The following is a 19,474-nucleotide window of genomic DNA, read 5'->3' on the forward strand; positions in this document are numbered from 1 at the left end:
CCTTCTCGGCATTCTGGTGGTTCTGACCATTCCGGTCCTTCGCCGCCTGGAATCCCGCCGTACACTCAGAGGAGCCGTCTGATGCGTCGGTCTCACCTTCTCGCAACAGCCGCAGGCCTCGCGCTCGCCTGTTCACCTCTCGCCGCCCACGCTCAGTTCGCTCCCGCAGGTTCCGGGGGAGCCCCGACCGCTGCAGTTCCTGGGCCCGGTAATGCAAACGAACCTACGGAAAGTTCCCCGAAAGAGCAGAGCTATTTTTCTGGTCCGTCTCCGTATGCCCCGCAGGCCCCTGGCGTAAATGCTGCAAACCTGCCGGATATTGATTCGATCGATCCGTCCGAAATTCCAGCAATGGCACCCCAGCAGAGCGCAAACCCTGCTCCTGGAGACTGGGTTGCTTATGGTCGTGATGATCATCAGACGCGTTATTCGCCGCTGTCTGAAATCACGCCTGAGAACGCTGGCAACCTGAAGGTCGCGTTCACCTATCATACGGGCAGCTACCCACGTCCGGGCCAGACCAACAAATGGGCAGCTGAAACCACACCCATCAAGGTGGGTGACGGCCTCTATATGTGTTCGGCCATGAACGACATCATGAAGCTGGACCCGGTCACGGGGAAGCAGATCTGGCGTCGGAATGTGGATGTGAAGTACCACTCCATTCCTTACACGGCAGCCTGCAAGGGTGTGACGTATTTCACGTCGTCCGTCGTGCCAGAAGGCCAGCCCTGCCACAATCGGCTTATCGAAGGTACGCTCGATATGCGCCTGATTGCTGTTGATGCGGCAACGGGTGAGTTCTGTCCGAACTTCGGTCACGGTGGTCAGGTCAACCTGATGCAAGGCCTTGGTGAGTCCGTTCCGGGCTTCGTTTCTATGACCGTACCGCCGCCGGTTGTTGATGGCGTTGTCGTTGTCAATCATGAGGTTCTTGACGGTCAGCGTCGCTGGGCCCCGTCTGGTGTAATCCGTGGCTACGATGCTGAAAGCGGCAAGTTTGTCTGGGCTTGGGACGTCAACAATCCGACCGATCACAGCCAGCCGACAGGCAATCGCCACTATAGCCGCGGTACGCCGAACTCATGGGCCGCGCTGACGGGCGATAATGCTCTTGGCTTGGTGTACGTTCCAACCGGGAACTCCGCTGCTGACTATTACAGCGCCCTGCGTAGCGATGCCGAAAACAAGGTTTCTTCTGCAGTCGTGGCGATTGACGTCAAGACGGGTGAAGAAAAGTGGGTTTTCCAGACCGCCCATAAGGACGTCTGGGATTATGATATTGGCTCTCAGGCAACCCTGATGGATATGCCTGGCCCTGACGGCCAGCCCGTTCCAGCTCTTATCATGCCGACGAAGCGCGGTCAGACGTTCGTTCTGGATCGCCGGACAGGCAAGCCAGTCCTTCCTGTCGTAGAGCGTCCGGCTCCGTCACCAGGCGTCATTCCTGGAGACCCACGGACCCCGACGCAGCCCTGGTCTGTCGGGATGCCTGCTCTGCGCGTGCCTGATCTGAAAGAGACGGATATGTGGGGCATGTCTCCCATTGATCAGCTCTTCTGCCGGATCAAGTTCCGTCGTGCGAACTACGTTGGTGAATTCACGCCGCCGAGCGTTGATAAGCCATGGATTGAATACCCAGGCTACAATGGTGGCAGTGACTGGGGTTCCATGTCCTATGACGAGAAGAGCGGAATCCTGATCGCGAACTGGAACATCACGCCGATGTACGACCAGCTCGTCACCCGCAAGAAGGCCGACAAGCTTGGTCTGATGCCGATCGATGATCCTAACTTCAAGCCAGGTGGCGGTGGCGCCGAAGGTAATGGTGCCATGGACGGAACGCCTTATGGCATCGTCGTGACGCCGTTCTGGGATCAGTACACGGGCATGATGTGCAACCGTCCGCCTTACGGCATGATCACGGCCATCGACATGAAGCACGGTCAGAAGGTGCTCTGGCAGCATCCGCTGGGAACGGCTCGTGCTAATGGTCCATGGGGTCTGCCGACAGGTCTTCCCTGGGAGATTGGAACACCGAACAACGGCGGTTCCGTCGTGACAGGTGGCGGTCTGGTGTTCATCGCCGCGGCTACGGATAACCAGATCCGTGCCATTGACGAACACACCGGCAAGGTCGTGTGGAGCGCAGTGCTCCCGGGTGGTGGTCAGGCCAACCCAATGACCTACGAAGCCAACGGACATCAGTACGTTGCTATCATGGCTGGGGGACATCACTTCATGATGACGCCAGTCAGTGATCAGCTTGTGGTTTACGCTTTGCCTGACGCCGTTAAGTAAAGCCGACGACTGTGGCGGATGTGCTGTGCACATTCGCTACACTCCATCGTCAAAGGGGGACTTCTGTGCTAGCAGGGCGTGGAAGTCTCCCTTTTTCGTTGCTACCTGTTTTTCATTCTGGAAGCCTCAGGCGCAGAACGATCAGGAACGCTTCTCGTTCGGATCAAATTTTCAGAATGGCCCGCCGAAACGCTCATGACTGACCGTTCTCCCGTAATCCTCCAGGTCCTTCCTGCACTCAGTACTGGGGGGCTTGAACGCGGTGCCATCGAAATCGCCGCTGCCATTACTCAGGCAGGCGGGAAAGCCATTGTTGCGTCAAAATCGGGGCCGCTGCTGATCCAGCTGAGGCATGCCGGTGCACTTCATTTGCCGCTCAACCTCAAATCCAAGTCACCCGTTGCTGTACTGCGCCGGGCCCGTGATCTTCAGAAACTGATCCGGCAGCAAGGGGTGGATCTGGTGCACGCCCGCTCTCGTATTCCGGCATGGGCGGCCTGGCTGGCCTGTCGTCGTGAAGGGATCCCGCTGGTCACGACATGGCACGGTGTTCATGGTGCGGGCTGGTGGGGCAAGAAGCTTTATAATTCTGTTCTGGCCCGTGGCACGCGCGTGATTGCCATTTCGAATTTCATCGCTGGCCGTTTATCCGGGCAATATGGTGTTCAGTCAGACCGTCTGCGGACTATTCCCCGTGGCGCCGACCCCTTTCTTTTTGACCCGCAAAAGGTCTCCGGCGAGCGGATCCAGCGGCTTGCCGAAGCTTGGTCGGTGCCTCATGGCGCCCGCGTGATCCTGATGCCTGCACGGCTAACAGCGTGGAAAGGGCAGAGGGTCCTGATCGAAGCGCTGAAGTTTCTCAAACAGGTCTCTGTTGCACCCTGGATCTGTGTTCTGGTTGGCCCGGAAACGGATCATAAATTTGCGCTCTCTCTTGGGCGGAGAATTCAGGAGCTGGGTTTGGAAGACAGGGTTCGCTTCGCAGGGACATGCCAGGACATGCCAGCGGCCTGCGCGTTGTCGGCCGTTGTCGTCGCACCGTCTCTGCGGCCTGAACCATTCGGGCGGACGCTTGTAGAGGCGCAGATGATGGGCAAACCCGTTATCGGAACGGCACAGGGCGCCATGATGGAGACGGTTCTGCCCGGACAGACCGGTCTCGTTATCCCTCCCGATAATCCTCAGGCATTGGCAGAAGCACTTGTCGGCATTCTGTCGGCTGATGATGAAACGCTTGCCTATCTGGCAGAAAATGCCCGTGAGCATGTCTTGCGAAATTATACGATCCGGCAGATGCAGTCGGAGACACTCGGTGTATATGACGAGCTGCTTGGAACGCATCTTCGAGCATCTTTCGACGGACAGACTGATGACAACTGACAAGACGGAAAACGGCAAAGCTACGGCCCACCTGACTGATAAGGCGCAGGCTGCCAAAGAGGCACGCGCAGCTCGCGAAGCCAAGGCGCTCCGGGCCAATCTTCTGCGTCGCAAACAGCAGCAGCGAATCAGGCCCACAGCGCCCACACCGTCTTCCGAAAGCTAAGGCGTCATGAAAATTCGTCTGCCAACGCCATCGCCACAGGAACTGGCGTTGGCGGGCGTTACGGCGCTCTGGGGAGGCACTTTTCTGATCCTGCATCTGGCCATGCAGCATTGCGGACCGATGTTCTTTGTCGGTGTACGATTTCTGATGGCCGCAGCCATGGTGGCATGTCTGGCAGGTCGTCACATGACGGGTCTGACACGGAAAGAAGTGCGATCCGGTATTCTGATCGGAATTGCCCTTTCAATCGGGTATGTTCTGCAAAGTGCAGGGTTGCGTGAGGTGACCAGTAGCCGTTCTGCATTCATCACGGCTCTCTATGTGCCGTTGGTGCCACTGTTCCAGTGGGCCATTCTGCGTAAATCGCCGCACATCATGAGCTGGGTCGGAATCGGTCTTGCGTTTGCCGGATTGATTGCGCTGGCAGGGCCGGCAGCCCTGACCCTGACCTTTAGCCATGGTGATTTGCTGACGGTGCTCTCAGCATGTGCCATTGCTGCCGAAATTGTTTTGATCAGCCTGTTTGCCCAAGGCGTGGACAGTCGTAGAATCACAGTCTGTCAGCTTGTTGGAGGCGGCCTTTTTGCACTTTTGCTTATGCCGGTCGCCGGGGAGCATGCGCCGACATTTTCATGGATCTGGGTTGTTTGTGCGGCGGCTCTCGGAAGTCTGAGTGCTCTGGTACAACTCGTGATGAACTGGGCTCAGAAGTCCGTCCCACCTTCAAAAGCTGCTGTGATTTATGCAGGAGAGCCTGTCTGGGGTGGGCTGGTCGGCTGGCTGGCTGGCGATCAGCTGCAGGCCACCACGCTTCTTGGGGCTGCTTTGATTGTCTGTGGTGTTCTTGCCAGTGAGATGAGACCGCGCTGGCTTGTCAAAAGGCAACAGCACCTCACGGAAAATGGCTAAACCGACACATTGCGTGATCGGGCGGCTATCGCTAGAGCAGATCGATCCCCCCGTGTAGGAGTTAATGCGTCCATGCCAATCATGCCTGATACCTGGATCCGCCAGATGGCCAAAGAACACGGCATGATTGAACCGTTTGTGGAAAACCAGAAGCGGGAAGGCGTTATTTCCTATGGTCTGTCATCATACGGTTATGACGCGCGTGTCGCGGAAGACTTCAAGATCTTTACCGATGTGGACAGTGCCATTGTCGATCCAAAGAACTTCGCCGCGAACAGCTTCGTGACACGGACGGGTGACATCACGATTCCCCCGAACAGCTTCGCACTGGCGCACACGATCGAATATTTCCGTATTCCGCGGGACACATTGGTCGTCTGCCTTGGCAAGTCCACTTATGCGCGCTGCGGCATCATTGTGAATGTGACGCCGCTTGAGCCAGAGTGGGAAGGGCAGGTCACCATCGAAATCAGTAACACGACGCCGCTGCCTGCGCGCATCTATGCGAACGAAGGCATCTGCCAGTTCCTGTTCTTCCAGGGGGCCAGCCCTTGCGAAGTCAGCTACGCGGATCGTGCCGGTAAATACATGCGCCAGTCCGGCGTAACCACGCCTCGGCTGTAAGGAGCGCATCACTCATGGACCGTTTCATTATTCGTGGTGGCCATCGTCTGACGGGCGAAATCGAGATCGGGGGCGCAAAGAACTCCGGTCTCAAGCTCATGGTCGCAGGCCTGCTGACCTCTGACCGTCTGGTGCTGTCCAACGTTCCGCAGATTGCTGACATCAAGACGATGCGCGATCTTCTCAAGGGATTGGGCATCGCCGTCGAGGCTGTGGGGGAGCGTACCCTTTCGATTGGAGGCGAAATCGGATCGGTGGAAGCCTCGTACGACATCGTTTCCAAGATGCGCGCTTCCATTCTCGTTCTTGGCCCGCTTCTGGCGCGTGCCCGTGAAGCCAAGGTTTCGCTGCCGGGTGGCTGCGCTATTGGCACGCGCCCTGTGGACATGCATCTCAAAGGGCTTGAAGCTCTGGGTGCTGAAATCCGCCTTGAGAACGGATACATCAATGCCCGTGCGCCCGAAGGCCTGAAGGGCGACCGGATTATCCTGCCGTTCGCCAGCGTCGGTGCGACTGAAAATCTGCTGATGGCGTCTACGCTCGCCAAAGGCCGTACCGAAATCGTCAACGCAGCGCGTGAGCCCGAAATCAGCGATCTGGTGCACTGTCTCAACGCGATGGGCGCACAGATTACGGGCGAAGGTTCCGGTACACTGATCATTGAAGGCGTAGAGCGCCTGCATGGCGCCAACTATGCGGTCATGCCAGATCGTATCGAGTGCGGCACCTATGCTTGCGCTGCGGGCATCACGGGCGGTGACCTTCTGCTCGTCGGTGGTCGTGCCGATGATCTGGGGGCTGTAATCCGAACCCTGCAGGAAACGGGTGTTGAAGTTGAGGAAGATCCGCGTGGTCTGCGTGTCCGTCGCACGGGCAAGCTGACAGGCGTGGACATCATGACGGAGCCATATCCGGGTTTCCCGACGGACATGCAGGCCCAGTTCATGGCGATGCTCTCTGTTGCGGATGGTGCGTCCATGATTACCGAGACGATTTTTGAAAATCGTTTCATGCACGTTCCCGAGTTGAACCGGATGGGTGCGCGCATCAATCCGCATGGTCGTTCGGCAATTATCCGTGGCGTTCCGAAGCTGTCCGGTGCTCCGGTCATGGCAACCGATCTTCGGGCGTCTTTCTCGCTCATCCTGGCTGGACTTGCTGCTGAAGGCGAGACGCAGCTTAGCCGGATTTACCATCTGGATCGTGGGTATGAGGGCGTAGATCGCAAGCTCGCAGCATGTGGTGCTGATATCGAACGCGTTTCAGACTGAAGACTGTTCAGGCTTCTTTTGATGCAAGCGGTGAGCCCTCTCGGCTCACCGCTTTTTTTATGTCTCGTGCATCTGAAGCCATCCGTTATGAAACGCTTCCTCTCTGTCGGGCGTAATACGTCAAACCCGAAAGTCTTCCTTAGGCATTTGATAAATCCCCAAGGGATTGAATGCGGCAGAGTCAGGAGAAGCAGAGAATGACGATTCCGACAGTCACGCTGAATGACGGCACGACCATTCCGGCGATCACGTTCGGAACCTATAAGCTCAATGGCGCTGCGGGCGTTGAAGCCATGAACAGTGCCCTCAACGTGGGCTATGACGCGCTGGACAGTGCGTTCAATTATGAAAATGAAGGGGCAGTTGGTCGTGCCGTGCGTGAAAGCGGCCGCCCCCGGGAAGAACTGCGCGTCGCCTCGAAGCTACCAGGCCGCCATCATGACTATGATGCTGCGCTGACAACGATCGAGGAGTCCCTCTATCGCACACAGCTTGACTACTTTGACCTGTATTACATTCACTGGCCTAACCCGAAGCAGGGCAAGTACGTTGAAGCTTGGAAAGCCCTGATTGAGGCAAAGAAGCGCGGCTATATCCGATCAATTGCCGTATGCAATTTTCTGCCAGAACATCTTGAGCGGCTGAAAGCCGAAACAGGCGTTCTTCCGTCGATCAACCAGATTGAACTGCATCCCTATTTCCCGCAGGACGAGATGCGGAAGTGGAATCATGATCACGGGATCATTACGCAGGCCTGGAGCCCCTTAGGGCGCGCAAGTGACCTTCTGACAAATCCGCTGTTGAAAACAATCGCTGAGCGATTGGGCAAGGAAGTCGGGCAGGTTATTCTCCGCTGGCATCATCAGCTTGGTTCTGTGCCCATTCCCAAGTCTGCCACGCCTGAGCGCCAGATTAAGAACAGATCCATTTCCGACTTTACCCTGACGGAAGACGATATGACGAAAATCGCTTCTTTGGCGCGTGCAGATGGGCGTCTCGCCGATCAGGACCCTGCCACTTACGAGGAATTTTGACCTTTGAAGGGCTTCCTGCAGCGGAAGCTCCCCTTTTTGTTAACCTCGCGTCAAAGCGCGCTGAAATAAAGCATTCGTCCAGTTCATGGCCTGCAGGAAGAGAGCAGCATCGAAGCGTGGTGCTCCATCACGCAGGAATGCGTGTTGAGCGTTAACTTCATGCCACTCCAGCGTGACGCCCGTGTCCTCAAGTCTGTCCCGGATTATACGCCGTCCCGCATAGGGAACGTGGGGGTCTGACTGGCCCCAGACCATCATCAGTTCACCAGTGATGTCTATAGCCCGCACGAGAGAGTCATCGGACTTGCCTTCACCAAGCGTCGCTGAATGCAGGTCGGTGGCATAGAAACACGCTGTAGCTTTGACTGCAGGGTGAAGAGCCGCCCGATAGGCGAGATGCCCCCCTAGGCACACACCAAAAGCGCCAATTGCTCCCGTGCAGAAACTGCTGTCTTGCAGCCATTCGACAAGGGCTGCCGTGTCAGAGTCAAAGGCTGAGACAGGCTTGGCGTATTTCAGATCATTCCCGCGATCCGTTCCATCCTTGTCATAGGCAAGGACAGTCCCGGCAGGTTCGTACTCATGATACACTTCGGGGATTGCGACGAGATATCCCTGTCCCGCAATCATGGCGCCCAATCGTTCGATAGGTGCCGTGACCTGATAGATTTCCGAAAACAGCATAACAGCCGGGAAACGGCCATCCTGAACCGGCCGAAAGATATGCACACGCATTGAACCAGTTGGCGTTTGGAGATCGATTTTTTCGTCAGTTCTGATGATCATGAGACGATCTATCCTGCGAGAGTTTGCAAGTAACGCATCTGGCTCTGTTTGTAGGCGGCCCACTGGCGTGCCGCAACGTCGTCTGAAAAAAGGGCTTTGTGCCGGTTGTTAATCTCAACCGGCACAGGACACCTTGATCAGCCCTTTGGCGTGATGACGTCCGCAAGTGTCGCAGCGGTTCCACGATCCTGCAGGCTCTGCCGCATGTCAGTGAAAAGCTGGACGAAAACAGGGTTGTCAGTGAGGCCCCAGCCCGCAAAGACGCCCATATCCAGAGCGCGCGCCGGATCGGTGTCCGTCGCCAGTGCACGATCTTCCTTGCTGAGACGTGGCTCTGTGACAGGGAAGTCCGCGTCCGTGTCGTCCCGGCCATTCATGTAGGCGCAGTAGCAGGCCAGCAGGAATGCGATCCGGCGCATGTCACCGTTGTCTTTCACCACGATCTCGGCTGTCGGGCGAATAAAGACCGGCAGTTTGGATGTGCTGTCCGACGCAATGCGCAGAAGCTGATCACTGACAGCCTTGTTGCGGAAACGCTGGAGCAGGAGGGCCCCATATTCCGGAAGGCTGATGCCCGGAGGAGCGGTCAGATGCGGTTCTGAGTCAAAACCCAAAAACTGCTGAAGGAGGCGGAAAAGGTTCTCGTCTTCCATGGCTTCACTGACGAAGCGGTACCCCATCAGGACGGCGGGGAGGGCCAGCATGGAATGAGAGGCATTGAGCATGCGCAGCTTGACCTGTTCGTATGGCTCAACATTGTTCGTGAACAGCACGCCGGCCTGCTCCCAGGCCGGGCGCCCTTCTGGGAAATTGTCTTCCACAACCCACTGGATGAAGTCTTCGCAGAACAGCGGGGCGCGGTCTTCAACGCCGCTCTCACTATTGAGGCGAGCAATGTCTGCCGGTCCAACCGCTGGGGTAATACGATCAACCATGCAGGCCGGGAACGAGACGTTCCGGGCAATCCAGTCTGCCAGTTCGTCATCTCGCAGGCGTGCGAAGGACAGGACAGCGTGGCGCGCAACCTCTCCGTTCGACGGAACATTGTCGCAGGAGAGAATTGTAAAGGCATTCACACCGGCTTCCCGGCGCAGACGAAGGGCCTCGGTGAGGATACCAAATGCTGTTTCCGGCACTTCACGCTTGAGGTCCGCAACGATGGTTGGATGGTCAGCCATGAAGTGGCCTGCCTCATCCATGTAATATCCACCTTCCGTAATCGTCATGGTGACGATGCGGATTGCTGGATCGGTCAGACGCTTCAGGGCTGCCAGACGGTCTGCGGGAGCATGGATGTATTCCACCAGGGATTTTACAACCCGTACCACGTCTGGACGGCCCGATGGGCATTCCCGCAAAGTGTAAAGACCGCCCTGAGACTGAAGGGCTTCAGCCTTCTGCACTTCAGACGGCACATCCATCAGCCCAAGGCCAACAATGCCCCAGCTTTCCTGGCCCAGCAGAGCCAGTGTGCGGTCTGTGTACACGGCCTGATGGGCGCGGTGAAAGTTTCCGACACTGAGATGGGCAATCCCCGCAGTCACCTTCTGGCGATCATAAGGGGAGGTGAGGATGGTCTCTGGAAGGTGGGCCAGAGTTTCCGGGGTCAGTTTCATGATGGTTCTTCCGAACGAAAGGCCCGACCCTTTTAAGAAGAAGACGTGATGAGGAAACTGTTTTTATTAAATATAAATTTTTTCTAATATTTCTCGCACCAATGAGAGGATTCATTAGGGAAACGAAAATATTCATAACCCGAAAGCAGATGCTTCCGGCATGGGAATAAAGTCAGGCAGCGCTTCTATACGCTCCAGCCATTGTTGAACTGCAGAATAAGGCGCTAGAGACACCCCGCCCTCAGGTGCGCGTTTGATGTAAGCGTAACAGGACAGATCGGCGAGCGTGGGCATGTCACCTGCGAGAAATGGCCGCTGTTTCAGTTCATCATTCATGAAGGGAAGCAGCTTCGCAGCCTTTGCCTGAGCCGGGGCAATATCATCCGGGCGCTTCCAGAGCGTCGCCGCACGCGCCATAGCCGGTCCATACCGCAATTCGCCAGCGGCAATGGAAAACCATTTCTGAACTCGCGCCGCGCCGAGTGCATCCTCTGGCAGCCATGAACTGTCGGATGCATAGGTTTTCGCGAGATAGACCAGAATGGCATTGCTGTCTGTCAGGATAATATCGCCGTCTTCCAGAATCGGAATTTGGCCCAGCGGATTAAGCTTCAGCACTTCAGGCGACTGCATCGAGGCTTCCACGAAGCTGTAATCCAGCTTCAGGATCGATAGGAACAGCCGGACGCGATGCACATGGCCGGACAGAGGAATTCCATAAAGACGTCTAGCCATGATCTGGTCCGGTAATGGTGAAAAGGACAGAGTGGCCATCGTGACGGAGACACGCAACGGCTTTATGGTCCTGTTTCATCTCATTTTAACTCAGGATCATCCGACATGAGTGCGCCTATCCATCGTCTGACCGTGGAAGATCTGGTGGAAACCGTTGAATCGGTTGTCGCGTCTGAAACGGATCAGATTGCGAACATGGCCAATATCGCGGCCCTGCTGTTCGAGGCCTTGCCAGACATTAACTGGGCCGGGTTCTATCTCTTCAAGGATGATCAGCTGGTTCTTGGGCCGTTTCAGGGGCGTCTGGCCTGTACGCGCATTCCACTTGGGAAAGGCGTCTGTGGAACTGTTGCCCAGCAGAAAACCACGCTTGTTGTCCCGGATGTGCATGCGTTTCCAGGGCATATTGCCTGTGATGCTGCCTCGGCTTCCGAAATCGTGGTTCCCATCCTTCATGATGGAAACCTGATCGGAGTTCTGGATATTGATAGCCCTGTGAAGAACCGCTTCGATGCGGAAGATCAGGCCATGATCGAGAAGATTGTCAGCGCCTTTGAAAAGACGCTGACAGCCTGATTTTCAGGCAGGAACGTTTTCGCGCAGATGGTTCATCAGCGCGGGAACGTCTTCCACAACGGTGAACAGCTTAAGCGTGTTGGAGGAGGCAAAGCCCTGTTCAACGGCATCGGTCAGGGTGCGGACAAGGGATTTTGCCCAGCCACCAATATTGACGATGTAAATCGGGTCCTGGTGTAAACCGAGCTGCTTCCAGGTCAGAATTTCCATCAGCTCATCAAAGGTGCCGAATCCGCCTGGGATGATGGCATACGCATCTGAAAGCTCGAACATGCGGGCTTTGCGGCTATGCATGTTGGGTGTCACTTCAAGCTCTGTCACGCCTTTATGCATGACTTCGCGATCATGCAGGAACCCGGGAATAACGCCTATGACCTGCCCCCCTGCAGTCAGGGCGGCATCCGCGACGGTTCCCATCAGACCCACATGACCACCACCGTAAACAAGCGTAATTCCGTTCTGGGCCAGAGCCGTTCCAAGTTCGGATGCACCTTCTGCATACACAGGGGAGTTGCCGAAGCGGGAGCCGCAGAAAACAGCGCAGGAACGAATGGTCATGGGAAGCAGGTCCTGTAAGGAAGCGGGCAGAACGCTCAGACGGCAGGCTTCCGCCCAAGCGAACGGCTGATGAGCACACCGACCAGACAGCACACCGCAGTCGTGCCGAACATGGTCTTGTAGCCAGCAAACTCGATGACCTGCCCGAGCACAAGACCCGAACATGCAATCGCCAGATCAATGAAGATCGAATAGGCGCCCAAAGCGGCCCCACGGTTCTGTGGGCCAGCACTGTTGACGGCCAGAACACCAAGGGCAGGGAACAGCAGGGAGAAACCTGCGCCAGTCAGCGCCGCACCGATGAGAGCGGCCCCTTGTGAGGGGAATATTGCCAGACACGCCAGCCCGACAGCTTCGATCAGCAGAGAAACAATCGCCACGAAGACGCCGCCACGCCGTGCAATCTGTGAGGCGAAAAAGAACCGGATGACAACGAATACGATACCGAAGACGGACAGCGCTGTTGCAGCGCCTTCCCAGTGCAGAACGGCATAATACAAAGCAAGAAAGGACGAGATGGCACCGAATCCGATGGAGCCAGCCGCCAGCGCCATGCCATGCGGCAGAACCAGACGAAGCGCGCGCGTGAATGGAACAGGCTTTTCCGTGGAGGGAAGAGGCTTGATGCCCTTGTAAAAGCCGATCAGGGCAAGACCGAAGAGTGGAAGAATAACGGACAGGATACCGACCGAGACAATGCCGCCATAAGGATGAGGAAGCTGTGAGAGCTTGGCGCCAATCGGTGCACCAAGAGCAATGCCTCCATAAGAACAGATACCGTTCCACGAAATGGCAATAGCTGTGTTTTCAGCACCGGCCCGGCGAATATTCCAGACAATGACGCCCGTGGCGGCCCAGCTTTCTGCCCAGCCTAGAAACAGACGACTTAAGAGCAAAATTCCAAGGGAAACGGCGGGTGTCTCGCCTGACCACCCCGCACCGATCATCAGCAGGCCTGAGATGAGGCATGTCACCAATCCCCCTAAAACAACCGGTTTGGGGCCTATGCTATCTACCAGCCGACCGGCAGAAGGGCGCGCTGCGAATGTCGCAAGATATTGCAGGGAGAAAGCCAGACCGGCGATCGTCGTGCTATAGCCCAGCGTATGGTGCACGAAGATCGTCAGGACGGCATTCGGAAGCCCGATAACGATGTAAACCAGAAGATTGAACAGAACGACGGTAAGAACCCGCTTCGTCGGTGAACTCACCGGCGTTTCTTCCGCAGTCATGACTTCAGTCTCCCGTCTCTTTTAAGTAACTAACTGGTTACGTTCTGTCTGGCATAGGACAGTTTGAATGATCCGTCACGGTCAATGGACCTCTCAGGTCCAAAAAACAACAGTATGTGATCTCTCGGGAATGAACATCCCGAGAGGAGATGGCCTTAAAGCATGTTCTGCAGGCGGCTTGAAACCGCTGAGCACACTTTCTGGCGCAACGGCTCTGCCAGTGAGGACAAGGAATATTGCTGGGACGTGTTTGTCTGGTTGCTGACGGCCTGAAGAATGCCCTGCTGGCCAGCACTGTATGCCGGGCTGTTGGTCACGCCTGCTGCCTGTGTGGCAGTGGAGAGAAGACCTGTAGCATTTGTCCCCGTAGCCAGGTTGTTCGTCACGCAATAGTTCAGCACGCCGGCCAGATTGCTGGTGGAGGTGGAGGAGAGATTTGGCAGCCCAAGGGCGCCCGTGAGGCCTCCGGTCAACTGTGAAGCCGTGCTCTGGGCTGCGGCAGTTGCAGCGGATGTTGCCGCTGCCTGCGTTTCCGGATTCTGGGCAGCCGACATCCCGGATGTGCAGCCTCCAAGAGAGAGGGCTGCAATGGCAGCAATTGCGCCAGTTGAGAGCAGGGCTGGCAGGCGGAACGGGACCATAAAATTTCAACTCCTGTAAGAACAACCATGAGGCGTGATCTGCCTCTATGCGTCCTAACAACGCTCAAAAGAGAGAAAGTGAGCGAAAAACCTGTCGATTTTCGGGGAGCGTCGTTTCTGGCTGATCGAAAGCAAGCTGCATCTGTGAACTCTCGTCCGGTATCTCCAGCGTTGGCCCCGCGAGAGCCGATAGCGTGAGGCCGAGAAGACGCACGCCGGGCACTAAGGGGAAAAGCGGCGTCAGGAGAGACTGGCCAACTTCCGCCAGAAGTGCCTCGGACCCAACAGAGACAGGCAGACTGCGGGCACGGGTAATTTGGCGAAAATCTGAGTATTTGACCTTGAGAGTTATGGTTCGGCCTGTGATCTGTTTGCGCTGGGCCTGTAGCCAGAGTTTGGTGGCAATCATTCCAAGAGCACTGCGTGCAGCGGCTTCATCTCGCAGGTCTGTCAGATAGGTCTGTTCCGTTCCCAAAGACTTGCGCTCGCGATTAACAACGACGGGGCGCTCATCAATCCCTCGGGAAATGCCATGATAAAAGGCAGCTGCTTTTCCAAAGTGGCGTGTGAGCGTGAGCAGATCCATTTTCCGGAGGTCCACGCCGGTTTTAATGCCTAGAGCATTCATTTTTCGAGCAGTCGCCGGGCCAATTCCATGGAACTGGTCTACGGACAAATTCAGCACAAAATCCGGCCCCATTCGCGGCGTGATGACAAAAAGTCCATCAGGTTTGCGGTAATCGGACGCCAGTTTGGCCAGAAACCGGTTGTAAGAGACTCCAGCGGAAGCTGTAAGGCCAGTTTCTTTGCGGATGTCTGCACGAATGCGTTCCGCAACCAACGTGGCCGAACCATAGGCGCCCAGATAATCCGTGAGATCCAGATAGGCCTCATCAAGGGAAAGAGGCTGGATGAGGGGCGTATATCGGGCAAAGATCTCGTGGATCTGCATGGAAACAGCGCGATAGACGTCAAACCTGGCCGGTACGAATACAAGATCCGGACAAAGGCGCTTGGCTTTCAGGGACGGCATCGCAGAGCGCACACCAAAAGGACGCGCTTCATAACTGGCAGCGGCAACAACGCCACGGGCCTCGCCCCGTCCAACCGCGAGGGGGCGGCCACGTAAGGACGGGTTATCTCGCTGTTCGACAGACGCATAAAAAGCGTCCATGTCGATATGCACGATCCGGCGGGACTCCATCTGTACAGTGTCGCCGATCAACAGGAACGAAACAAGATCGGATCAGTCCATGAGCATCGAAGACGCCCGTCGCGCCGCTGGTTTCCAGACAGTCTCAAGCCGTCTGGCTTACAGCAATCCGTGGACGGCCTTGCGAGAGGACATCATCATTCACCCCAACGGCAAGAAAGGCCTGTATGGCATTGTCGAGCGTGGAGAGTTTGTGGTGATCCTGCCCATGCATGCTGATGGCCGCGTGACCCTGATCCAGCAGTTTCGGTACCCGGTTGGGGAGCGCCTGCTCGAACTGCCAATGGGGATGTGGGAGACGAAGGAGAACGTCGATCCTGTCGAATTGGCTCTTGGTGAACTCCGCGAGGAAACGGGCCTGCGCGCTGGCGAGATGATTCATGTGGGAACGATGTATCAGGGGGCCGGATACTCGAACCAGAAAGGCCACGTCTTTCTGGCGCGCAACCTCACGCGTGGTGAAACCGAGCTGGAAGACACCGAACAGGACATCACGACGCAGGACATGACGCTGGGCGAATTTGAAGATCTGATCGCCCGTGGCGAACTTAAATGCATGGTGTCTCTGGCTGCCTTTGCGCTGATTCGCGCAAAGGGCCTGATCTGACGTCCGTTCAGATTACCGTATCAAGAAACACAACTTTCGAGCCACCGTCTTCAACCAGTGTTTCGATGGCCTGGTTGAAGACGCGGCCGTGGTCTGTGCCCATGTGAGCCTTGAAGGCGTCTTCGTCGCGGTAAGTTTCTTCGACATGAAAGAAGTCAGGATCAGTTGCCAGCGTGTGAACGACAAACCGTTCACAGCCGGGCTCGGCCCGAACGTCGGCTGCCAGGCCTATGAGAAGGTCGCGAACTTTTTCACGGCAGCCGGGAAGGGCTTTCATCGTGGCATAAAGGGATTTCGGCATAGGTCTTGATCCGCTTGAAAAGACTGAGATGCGTCTGAGCGCCGATCATCAATGGGCCGCTTGGGGGCTTCCTTCAAGAGGAGAACCGTTCAACCTTTCCCGATGAGTTCCTGACATCGCATGAATGACAGTTTTTCGCGAAAGATGAACAGAACATAGTAGTCCAGCTCACGGCTGCGGGTCTTTGTCGTGCGGGTATAGAATGGATAAATATCCAGCGGTCCCTGCAACCCTGCAGGGCGCGGCTCTGACTTTAAAATACAGTCCACCCGGAACAGCGGCATATAAACCGCATCTTCCCCAGGATTGCGCCGGACGTGCCATAGATTCCGACGGAATTTCTTGAGCCGGTCAGGAAGCGCAAAGATCATTGATTTTTCAATGAAGCCGGCTGGAAAGACTTCAGGCCGATAGTACTGCATGTCTTCGGGCATATTGCAGAAGTAAGGGTGGTCCTGAACAATCATGACCACCCTTTACTCCATACATTCGCTCAGACGAAGAGGCGTGATCTTCAGTCGGCGGATGGCTTGTCTTCTGGTGTTTCACCACTGATGTCGGTTGCAGCCTGCCGCAGGATCTGCACCACCCGGCGCAGTTCCTCTGCATTTGCTCCGCGACGGGATTTCAGTGCCAGCTTCAGAGCAAGACGTGCTTCATGCAGGTCCTGACCCAGGCTTGGATCAAGATCATTCACTCCACTGAAGGCATCCCGAACTTCCGACATCCGGGCACCAATCCGGGCGAGGACCTCGAGAATACGATTCGCCGTCTCCCGGTTCGCTTCGTAATGGGTGCGCCCTGCATCCGTGAGGCTGTATAGCTTACGGTTGCCTTCCTGCGTGACGGCGGTGAGGCCAGCCTCTTCAAGATAGGTGAGGGAAGGGTAAATGACGCCAGGACTTGGCTTGTAGAAGCCACCGGAGTGCTCTTCGAGGCGGCGGATCAGCTCGTAGCCATGCGCAGGCTGATCATGGAGAAGCGCTTCAATGACAATCTGAAGTTCCTCAGCTGTCAGTTTACGACCACGTCCGAAAGCGTCGTCACCAAAGCCGCCGCCACCGAACCGGCCGCCCCCGCGTGATCCCCGGCCACCAAAGCCGCGTCCGCCACGACCTTCGCCACCCCGGCCACCAAATCGGCGCCCTGCGTGTTCGCCACGCTCTGGAGGAAATCCGCCTTCACGGAAGTCCGGACGATCCTGCATTTTTTCTCCTTCGCTGGTTGATGCGTCGCTGCGGCGTCGACCACCCTTGCGATGCTTGTGTCCGCCGTAGCCAAAACCCCGGGAGAACCTTGAGAAACCGCGCTCAGCGCGATGGGTATCATGTTTGAACATTCTGTTTTCCTTCATTCGATATGTCGTACGATATAGTATCTTAAGATATATCTGCAAGAGTTTCTTTTTCAAAATCTGCTCGTGCCATAGCCGCGTGCCGTTTCCGCTGGTATCCGGCGGAGATGGGTAGCCCGATCTCTTCCCCTCCTGATCCCGAACTGCGGCGCACATTTCGTCAGCTTGTGCCCTGGCGTGCTGCTTTGACGATTGGGGCGATGCTGTTGTGTGTGGCGCTGTTGCAGCGGTTGCCCTTCATTCATCGTCTGCTGGAAAACGCGCCGCATTGGCACGAGACTCCCTATGCATCAGTCTGGTTCCTGCTACTGGCCATTCCGTATTGTGCCTGCGGTCTGCCTCGTCAGGCGTTGTGCATTGCCGCGGGGCTGGCGTTCGGAGTCTGGGGTGGGCTAGGCCTGTGTTCTCTGGCGTATATGCTGGGGGCGATGGCGGCTTATGGCTGGGCCAGAGTGCTAGCACCGGTAAAATTTCGACAAAGGTTGCATGACCGCCTGCAAAGGAATTATGCAGCGCTGGCAAGAATCCTTCATCGCAAACCCTTCCGTGCTGTTCTGACCTTGCGGCTCATGCCTGTTGGGTCTGCTCTGCTGGTCTCCATGGCAGCCGGATTATTTGAACTTCCGCTTCCAGCCTTTGCGTTGGCAACCTGCCTTGGCGGTTTGCCTCAGAACCTGGTGTTTGTTCTGGTAGGGGCTGGCACACGTATTGGTCATATGATCCAGCTTGGTCTCGCGGGTGGCCTGTTTGTGGTTTCTGGCGTTCTGGGAGCATTGCTCCTGCGTCAGGCAGATGAATAACCGTTCGAACATCTCGTTCTGAACGATTCACTGGTTTGATCCGTTCGTGAGGGACGGGTCCTTTCTCATCTTCTGAACATTGCTTTTTCACAGGCAGAAACGAATGACAGAACAGAGCATGGCGTTCCGGCGTGGAGATACCATTCCGGGATGGTTGCCGCTTATGCTGGGTATCTTCACGGCAGTCGGACCTGTCTCCACAGATATCTATCTCCCGGCCCTCCCTGAAATGGAACGCCAGCTTCATTCTGCTCCCGGTTCAGGCAGTATCACCATGGCTGCCTGGGTTATCGGACTGGCCATTGGTCAGATCACGATTGGCCCGGTGTCAGACAGGTTCGGCCGCCGGCTGCCGCTTCTGATTGGCATGATCGGATACACAATCGGCGAGATCGGCTGCGCACTGGCCCCGACCATGACCATCATGTGCATCTGTCGGGTTTTTTCAGCTCTGATGGCCTCGGCCGGACTGGTGATTCCCAATGCATGTCTTCGGGATCTCACGGAGGGTGATGAAGCGTCCCGACTCATGTCGCGCCTGATCGTTGTACAAGGTGTTGTCCCGATTCTCGCGCCCATGCTGGGTGGCTTTGCGCTGAAGTTTGTGGACTGGCGGGTTATTTTCTGGGCCACAGCCGTGTATGGGGGGCTTTGTACCCTGATGCTCCTGACCGTATTCCCCGAGACGCTCCCCATGCAGGAGCGCCGGGACATGCGGCCTCTCTCCATCATCGAACGCTATATCTATATTCTGCGGACCCGCAGCTTCATCACGAATGGCCTCGTCTGGAGCTTTCTGGGCTTCGTGACCTTCACCTATCTGACAGGCGCTCCCACGCTGTTCGAAGAGCGTTTCGGCATGTCTCCGTTCCATTACGGAATGCTGTTTGGTCTGTTCGCTGTCTGTATGATCGGGGCTTCCGCCATCAATGGGCTTGTGGTGGGGAAGGTCAGTACGACGCACATGCTTTTCGGTGCGCTGGGGATCAGCCTGACAGGCAGTATCCTTTTCCTGGCGCTGGCCGTCATTTCCGCTGTTGATCTGACATCGGGCGGACAGCTTCGATCCTTCTTCCTCTGGCCGCTGATCATCTCGCTTGTCATCACAATGGCGCCAACAGGCATCATTGGACCCAATTCAATGGTTGGCATTCTGTCCGAACAGTCCGAACGTGCAGGCTCGGCTTCTGCTCTGGCAGGAACAATGCAGTACCTGTTCGGAGCGGTAGCAAGTGCGCTGTTCGGTCTGATGTCCCCCGGGACGGCCATTCCATTTGCGGGCTTTCTGGTGTTCGCCTTCTGCGCGGCAACCGTGTTTGCTCTGCTGAGGCCCAGACTGCCATCATCAGCGCCCTGAAGGAGTTGAGAGT

21 protein-coding genes and 1 pseudogene are annotated in these 19,474 nt (G+C 56.5%); 12 read left to right on the forward strand and 10 right to left on the reverse strand.

The window, feature by feature from the left end; translation table 11 throughout:
• The 8 genes and pseudogenes from KP705_RS21125 to KP705_RS09300 form a co-directional block, all read left to right on the forward strand.
• Positions 1 to 82 (forward strand): annotated as a pseudogene (locus KP705_RS21125) (glycerol dehydrogenase); the annotation flags it as partial.
• Complete coding sequence (locus KP705_RS09270) at positions 82 to 2,301, forward strand: pyrroloquinoline quinone-dependent dehydrogenase (RefSeq protein WP_046900586.1); 2,220 nt, start codon at positions 82 to 84, stop codon at positions 2,299 to 2,301. The pseudogene KP705_RS21125 and the gene KP705_RS09270, both read left to right, overlap by 1 nt.
• A gap of 195 nt (positions 2,302 to 2,496) precedes the next feature.
• Positions 2,497 to 3,681 carry a glycosyltransferase family 4 protein gene (locus KP705_RS09275; RefSeq protein ID WP_215764360.1) on the forward strand — a complete coding sequence of 395 codons (1,185 nt, stop codon included), beginning with the start codon at positions 2,497 to 2,499 and terminating at the stop codon, positions 3,679 to 3,681.
• The gene (locus tag KP705_RS09280; protein ID WP_198150547.1) at positions 3,671 to 3,847 is read left to right on the forward strand and encodes a hypothetical protein; all 177 of its coding nucleotides are present in this window, start codon (positions 3,671 to 3,673) and stop codon (positions 3,845 to 3,847) included. Before KP705_RS09275 ends, KP705_RS09280 begins: the two co-directional genes overlap by 11 nt.
• Positions 3,848 to 3,853: 6 nt before the next feature.
• Positions 3,854 to 4,756, forward strand: a complete 903-nt coding sequence (locus tag KP705_RS09285) for a DMT family transporter (protein ID WP_046900587.1) — start codon at positions 3,854 to 3,856, stop codon at positions 4,754 to 4,756.
• A 72-nt stretch (positions 4,757 to 4,828) separates the two neighbouring features.
• Positions 4,829 to 5,380, forward strand: a complete 552-nt coding sequence (gene dcd, locus KP705_RS09290; protein ID WP_046900588.1) for a dCTP deaminase — start codon at positions 4,829 to 4,831, stop codon at positions 5,378 to 5,380.
• A gap of 14 nt (positions 5,381 to 5,394) precedes the next feature.
• On the forward strand, positions 5,395 to 6,651 hold the full coding sequence (murA, locus tag KP705_RS09295) for a UDP-N-acetylglucosamine 1-carboxyvinyltransferase (protein ID WP_215764361.1): 1,257 nt from the start codon (positions 5,395 to 5,397) through the stop codon (positions 6,649 to 6,651).
• A gap of 197 nt (positions 6,652 to 6,848) precedes the next feature.
• Positions 6,849 to 7,685, forward strand: coding sequence for an aldo/keto reductase (locus KP705_RS09300; protein ID WP_046900590.1), 837 nt, complete (start codon positions 6,849 to 6,851; stop codon positions 7,683 to 7,685).
• 39 nt (positions 7,686 to 7,724) lie between these two features.
• Here the strand turns inward: KP705_RS09300 and KP705_RS09305 are convergent, their stop codons facing one another.
• From KP705_RS09305 to KP705_RS09315, 3 genes are all read right to left on the reverse strand, one after another.
• Positions 7,725 to 8,471: a dienelactone hydrolase family protein gene (locus tag KP705_RS09305; RefSeq protein WP_046900591.1), complete on the reverse strand. Its 747-nt coding sequence runs from the start codon at positions 8,469 to 8,471 to the stop codon at positions 7,725 to 7,727.
• A gap of 137 nt (positions 8,472 to 8,608) precedes the next feature.
• Positions 8,609 to 10,087 carry a mannitol dehydrogenase family protein gene (locus KP705_RS09310; RefSeq protein WP_203547951.1) on the reverse strand — a complete coding sequence of 493 codons (1,479 nt, stop codon included), beginning with the start codon at positions 10,085 to 10,087 and terminating at the stop codon, positions 8,609 to 8,611.
• Positions 10,088 to 10,219: 132 nt separating this feature from the next.
• Positions 10,220 to 10,822 (reverse strand): glutathione S-transferase family protein, encoded by a 603-nt coding sequence (locus KP705_RS09315; RefSeq protein ID WP_080951436.1) that lies wholly within the window; start codon positions 10,820 to 10,822, stop codon positions 10,220 to 10,222.
• 105 nt (positions 10,823 to 10,927) lie between these two features.
• Here KP705_RS09315 and KP705_RS09320 point away from each other — a divergent pair, with 105 nt between their 5' ends.
• On the forward strand, positions 10,928 to 11,398 hold the full coding sequence (locus KP705_RS09320) for a GAF domain-containing protein (RefSeq protein WP_046900594.1): 471 nt from the start codon (positions 10,928 to 10,930) through the stop codon (positions 11,396 to 11,398).
• Positions 11,399 to 11,401: 3 nt separating this feature from the next.
• On the opposite strand, the gene KP705_RS09325 is transcribed toward KP705_RS09320, so the two are convergent.
• The 4 genes from KP705_RS09325 to dinB form a co-directional block, all read right to left on the reverse strand.
• Positions 11,402 to 11,956: a TIGR00730 family Rossman fold protein gene (locus KP705_RS09325; protein ID WP_046900595.1), complete on the reverse strand. Its 555-nt coding sequence runs from the start codon at positions 11,954 to 11,956 to the stop codon at positions 11,402 to 11,404.
• A gap of 35 nt (positions 11,957 to 11,991) precedes the next feature.
• Complete coding sequence (locus KP705_RS09330; RefSeq protein ID WP_046900596.1) at positions 11,992 to 13,188, reverse strand: MFS transporter; 1,197 nt, start codon at positions 13,186 to 13,188, stop codon at positions 11,992 to 11,994.
• 155 nt (positions 13,189 to 13,343) lie between these two features.
• Complete coding sequence (locus KP705_RS09335; protein ID WP_046900597.1) at positions 13,344 to 13,829, reverse strand: DUF2501 domain-containing protein; 486 nt, start codon at positions 13,827 to 13,829, stop codon at positions 13,344 to 13,346.
• Positions 13,830 to 13,893: 64 nt separating this feature from the next.
• Positions 13,894 to 15,033, reverse strand: coding sequence for a DNA polymerase IV (gene dinB, locus KP705_RS09340; RefSeq protein WP_046900598.1), 1,140 nt, complete (start codon positions 15,031 to 15,033; stop codon positions 13,894 to 13,896).
• A 49-nt stretch (positions 15,034 to 15,082) separates the two neighbouring features.
• On the opposite strand from dinB, the gene KP705_RS09345 reads away from it, so the two are divergent.
• Positions 15,083 to 15,649 (forward strand): NUDIX hydrolase, encoded by a 567-nt coding sequence (locus KP705_RS09345; protein WP_046900599.1) that lies wholly within the window; start codon positions 15,083 to 15,085, stop codon positions 15,647 to 15,649.
• A 7-nt stretch (positions 15,650 to 15,656) separates the two neighbouring features.
• On the opposite strand, the gene KP705_RS09350 is transcribed toward KP705_RS09345, so the two are convergent.
• The 3 genes from KP705_RS09350 to KP705_RS09360 all read right to left on the reverse strand — a co-directional run bounded on the left by KP705_RS09350 (position 15,657) and on the right by KP705_RS09360 (position 17,289).
• On the reverse strand, positions 15,657 to 15,950 hold the full coding sequence (locus KP705_RS09350) for a putative quinol monooxygenase (RefSeq protein WP_046900600.1): 294 nt from the start codon (positions 15,948 to 15,950) through the stop codon (positions 15,657 to 15,659).
• 89 nt (positions 15,951 to 16,039) lie between these two features.
• Positions 16,040 to 16,417 (reverse strand): hypothetical protein, encoded by a 378-nt coding sequence (locus KP705_RS09355; protein WP_046900601.1) that lies wholly within the window; start codon positions 16,415 to 16,417, stop codon positions 16,040 to 16,042.
• Between the two features lie 47 nt (positions 16,418 to 16,464).
• Positions 16,465 to 17,289 (reverse strand): PadR family transcriptional regulator, encoded by an 825-nt coding sequence (locus KP705_RS09360; RefSeq protein ID WP_046900602.1) that lies wholly within the window; start codon positions 17,287 to 17,289, stop codon positions 16,465 to 16,467.
• Positions 17,290 to 17,411: 122 nt separating this feature from the next.
• Between KP705_RS09360 and KP705_RS09365 the strand changes: the two genes are divergently transcribed.
• Positions 17,412 to 18,104, forward strand: coding sequence for a TVP38/TMEM64 family protein (locus KP705_RS09365; RefSeq protein ID WP_064275637.1), 693 nt, complete (start codon positions 17,412 to 17,414; stop codon positions 18,102 to 18,104).
• A 103-nt stretch (positions 18,105 to 18,207) separates the two neighbouring features.
• Positions 18,208 to 19,461 (forward strand): multidrug effflux MFS transporter, encoded by a 1,254-nt coding sequence (locus tag KP705_RS09370; protein ID WP_046900604.1) that lies wholly within the window; start codon positions 18,208 to 18,210, stop codon positions 19,459 to 19,461.
• Positions 19,462 to 19,474: the final 13 nt, after the last annotated feature.

It is taken from the genome of Gluconobacter sp. P1D12_c (assembly GCF_018812105.1).
Classification (GTDB): domain Bacteria; phylum Pseudomonadota; class Alphaproteobacteria; order Acetobacterales; family Acetobacteraceae; genus Gluconobacter; species Gluconobacter oxydans_A.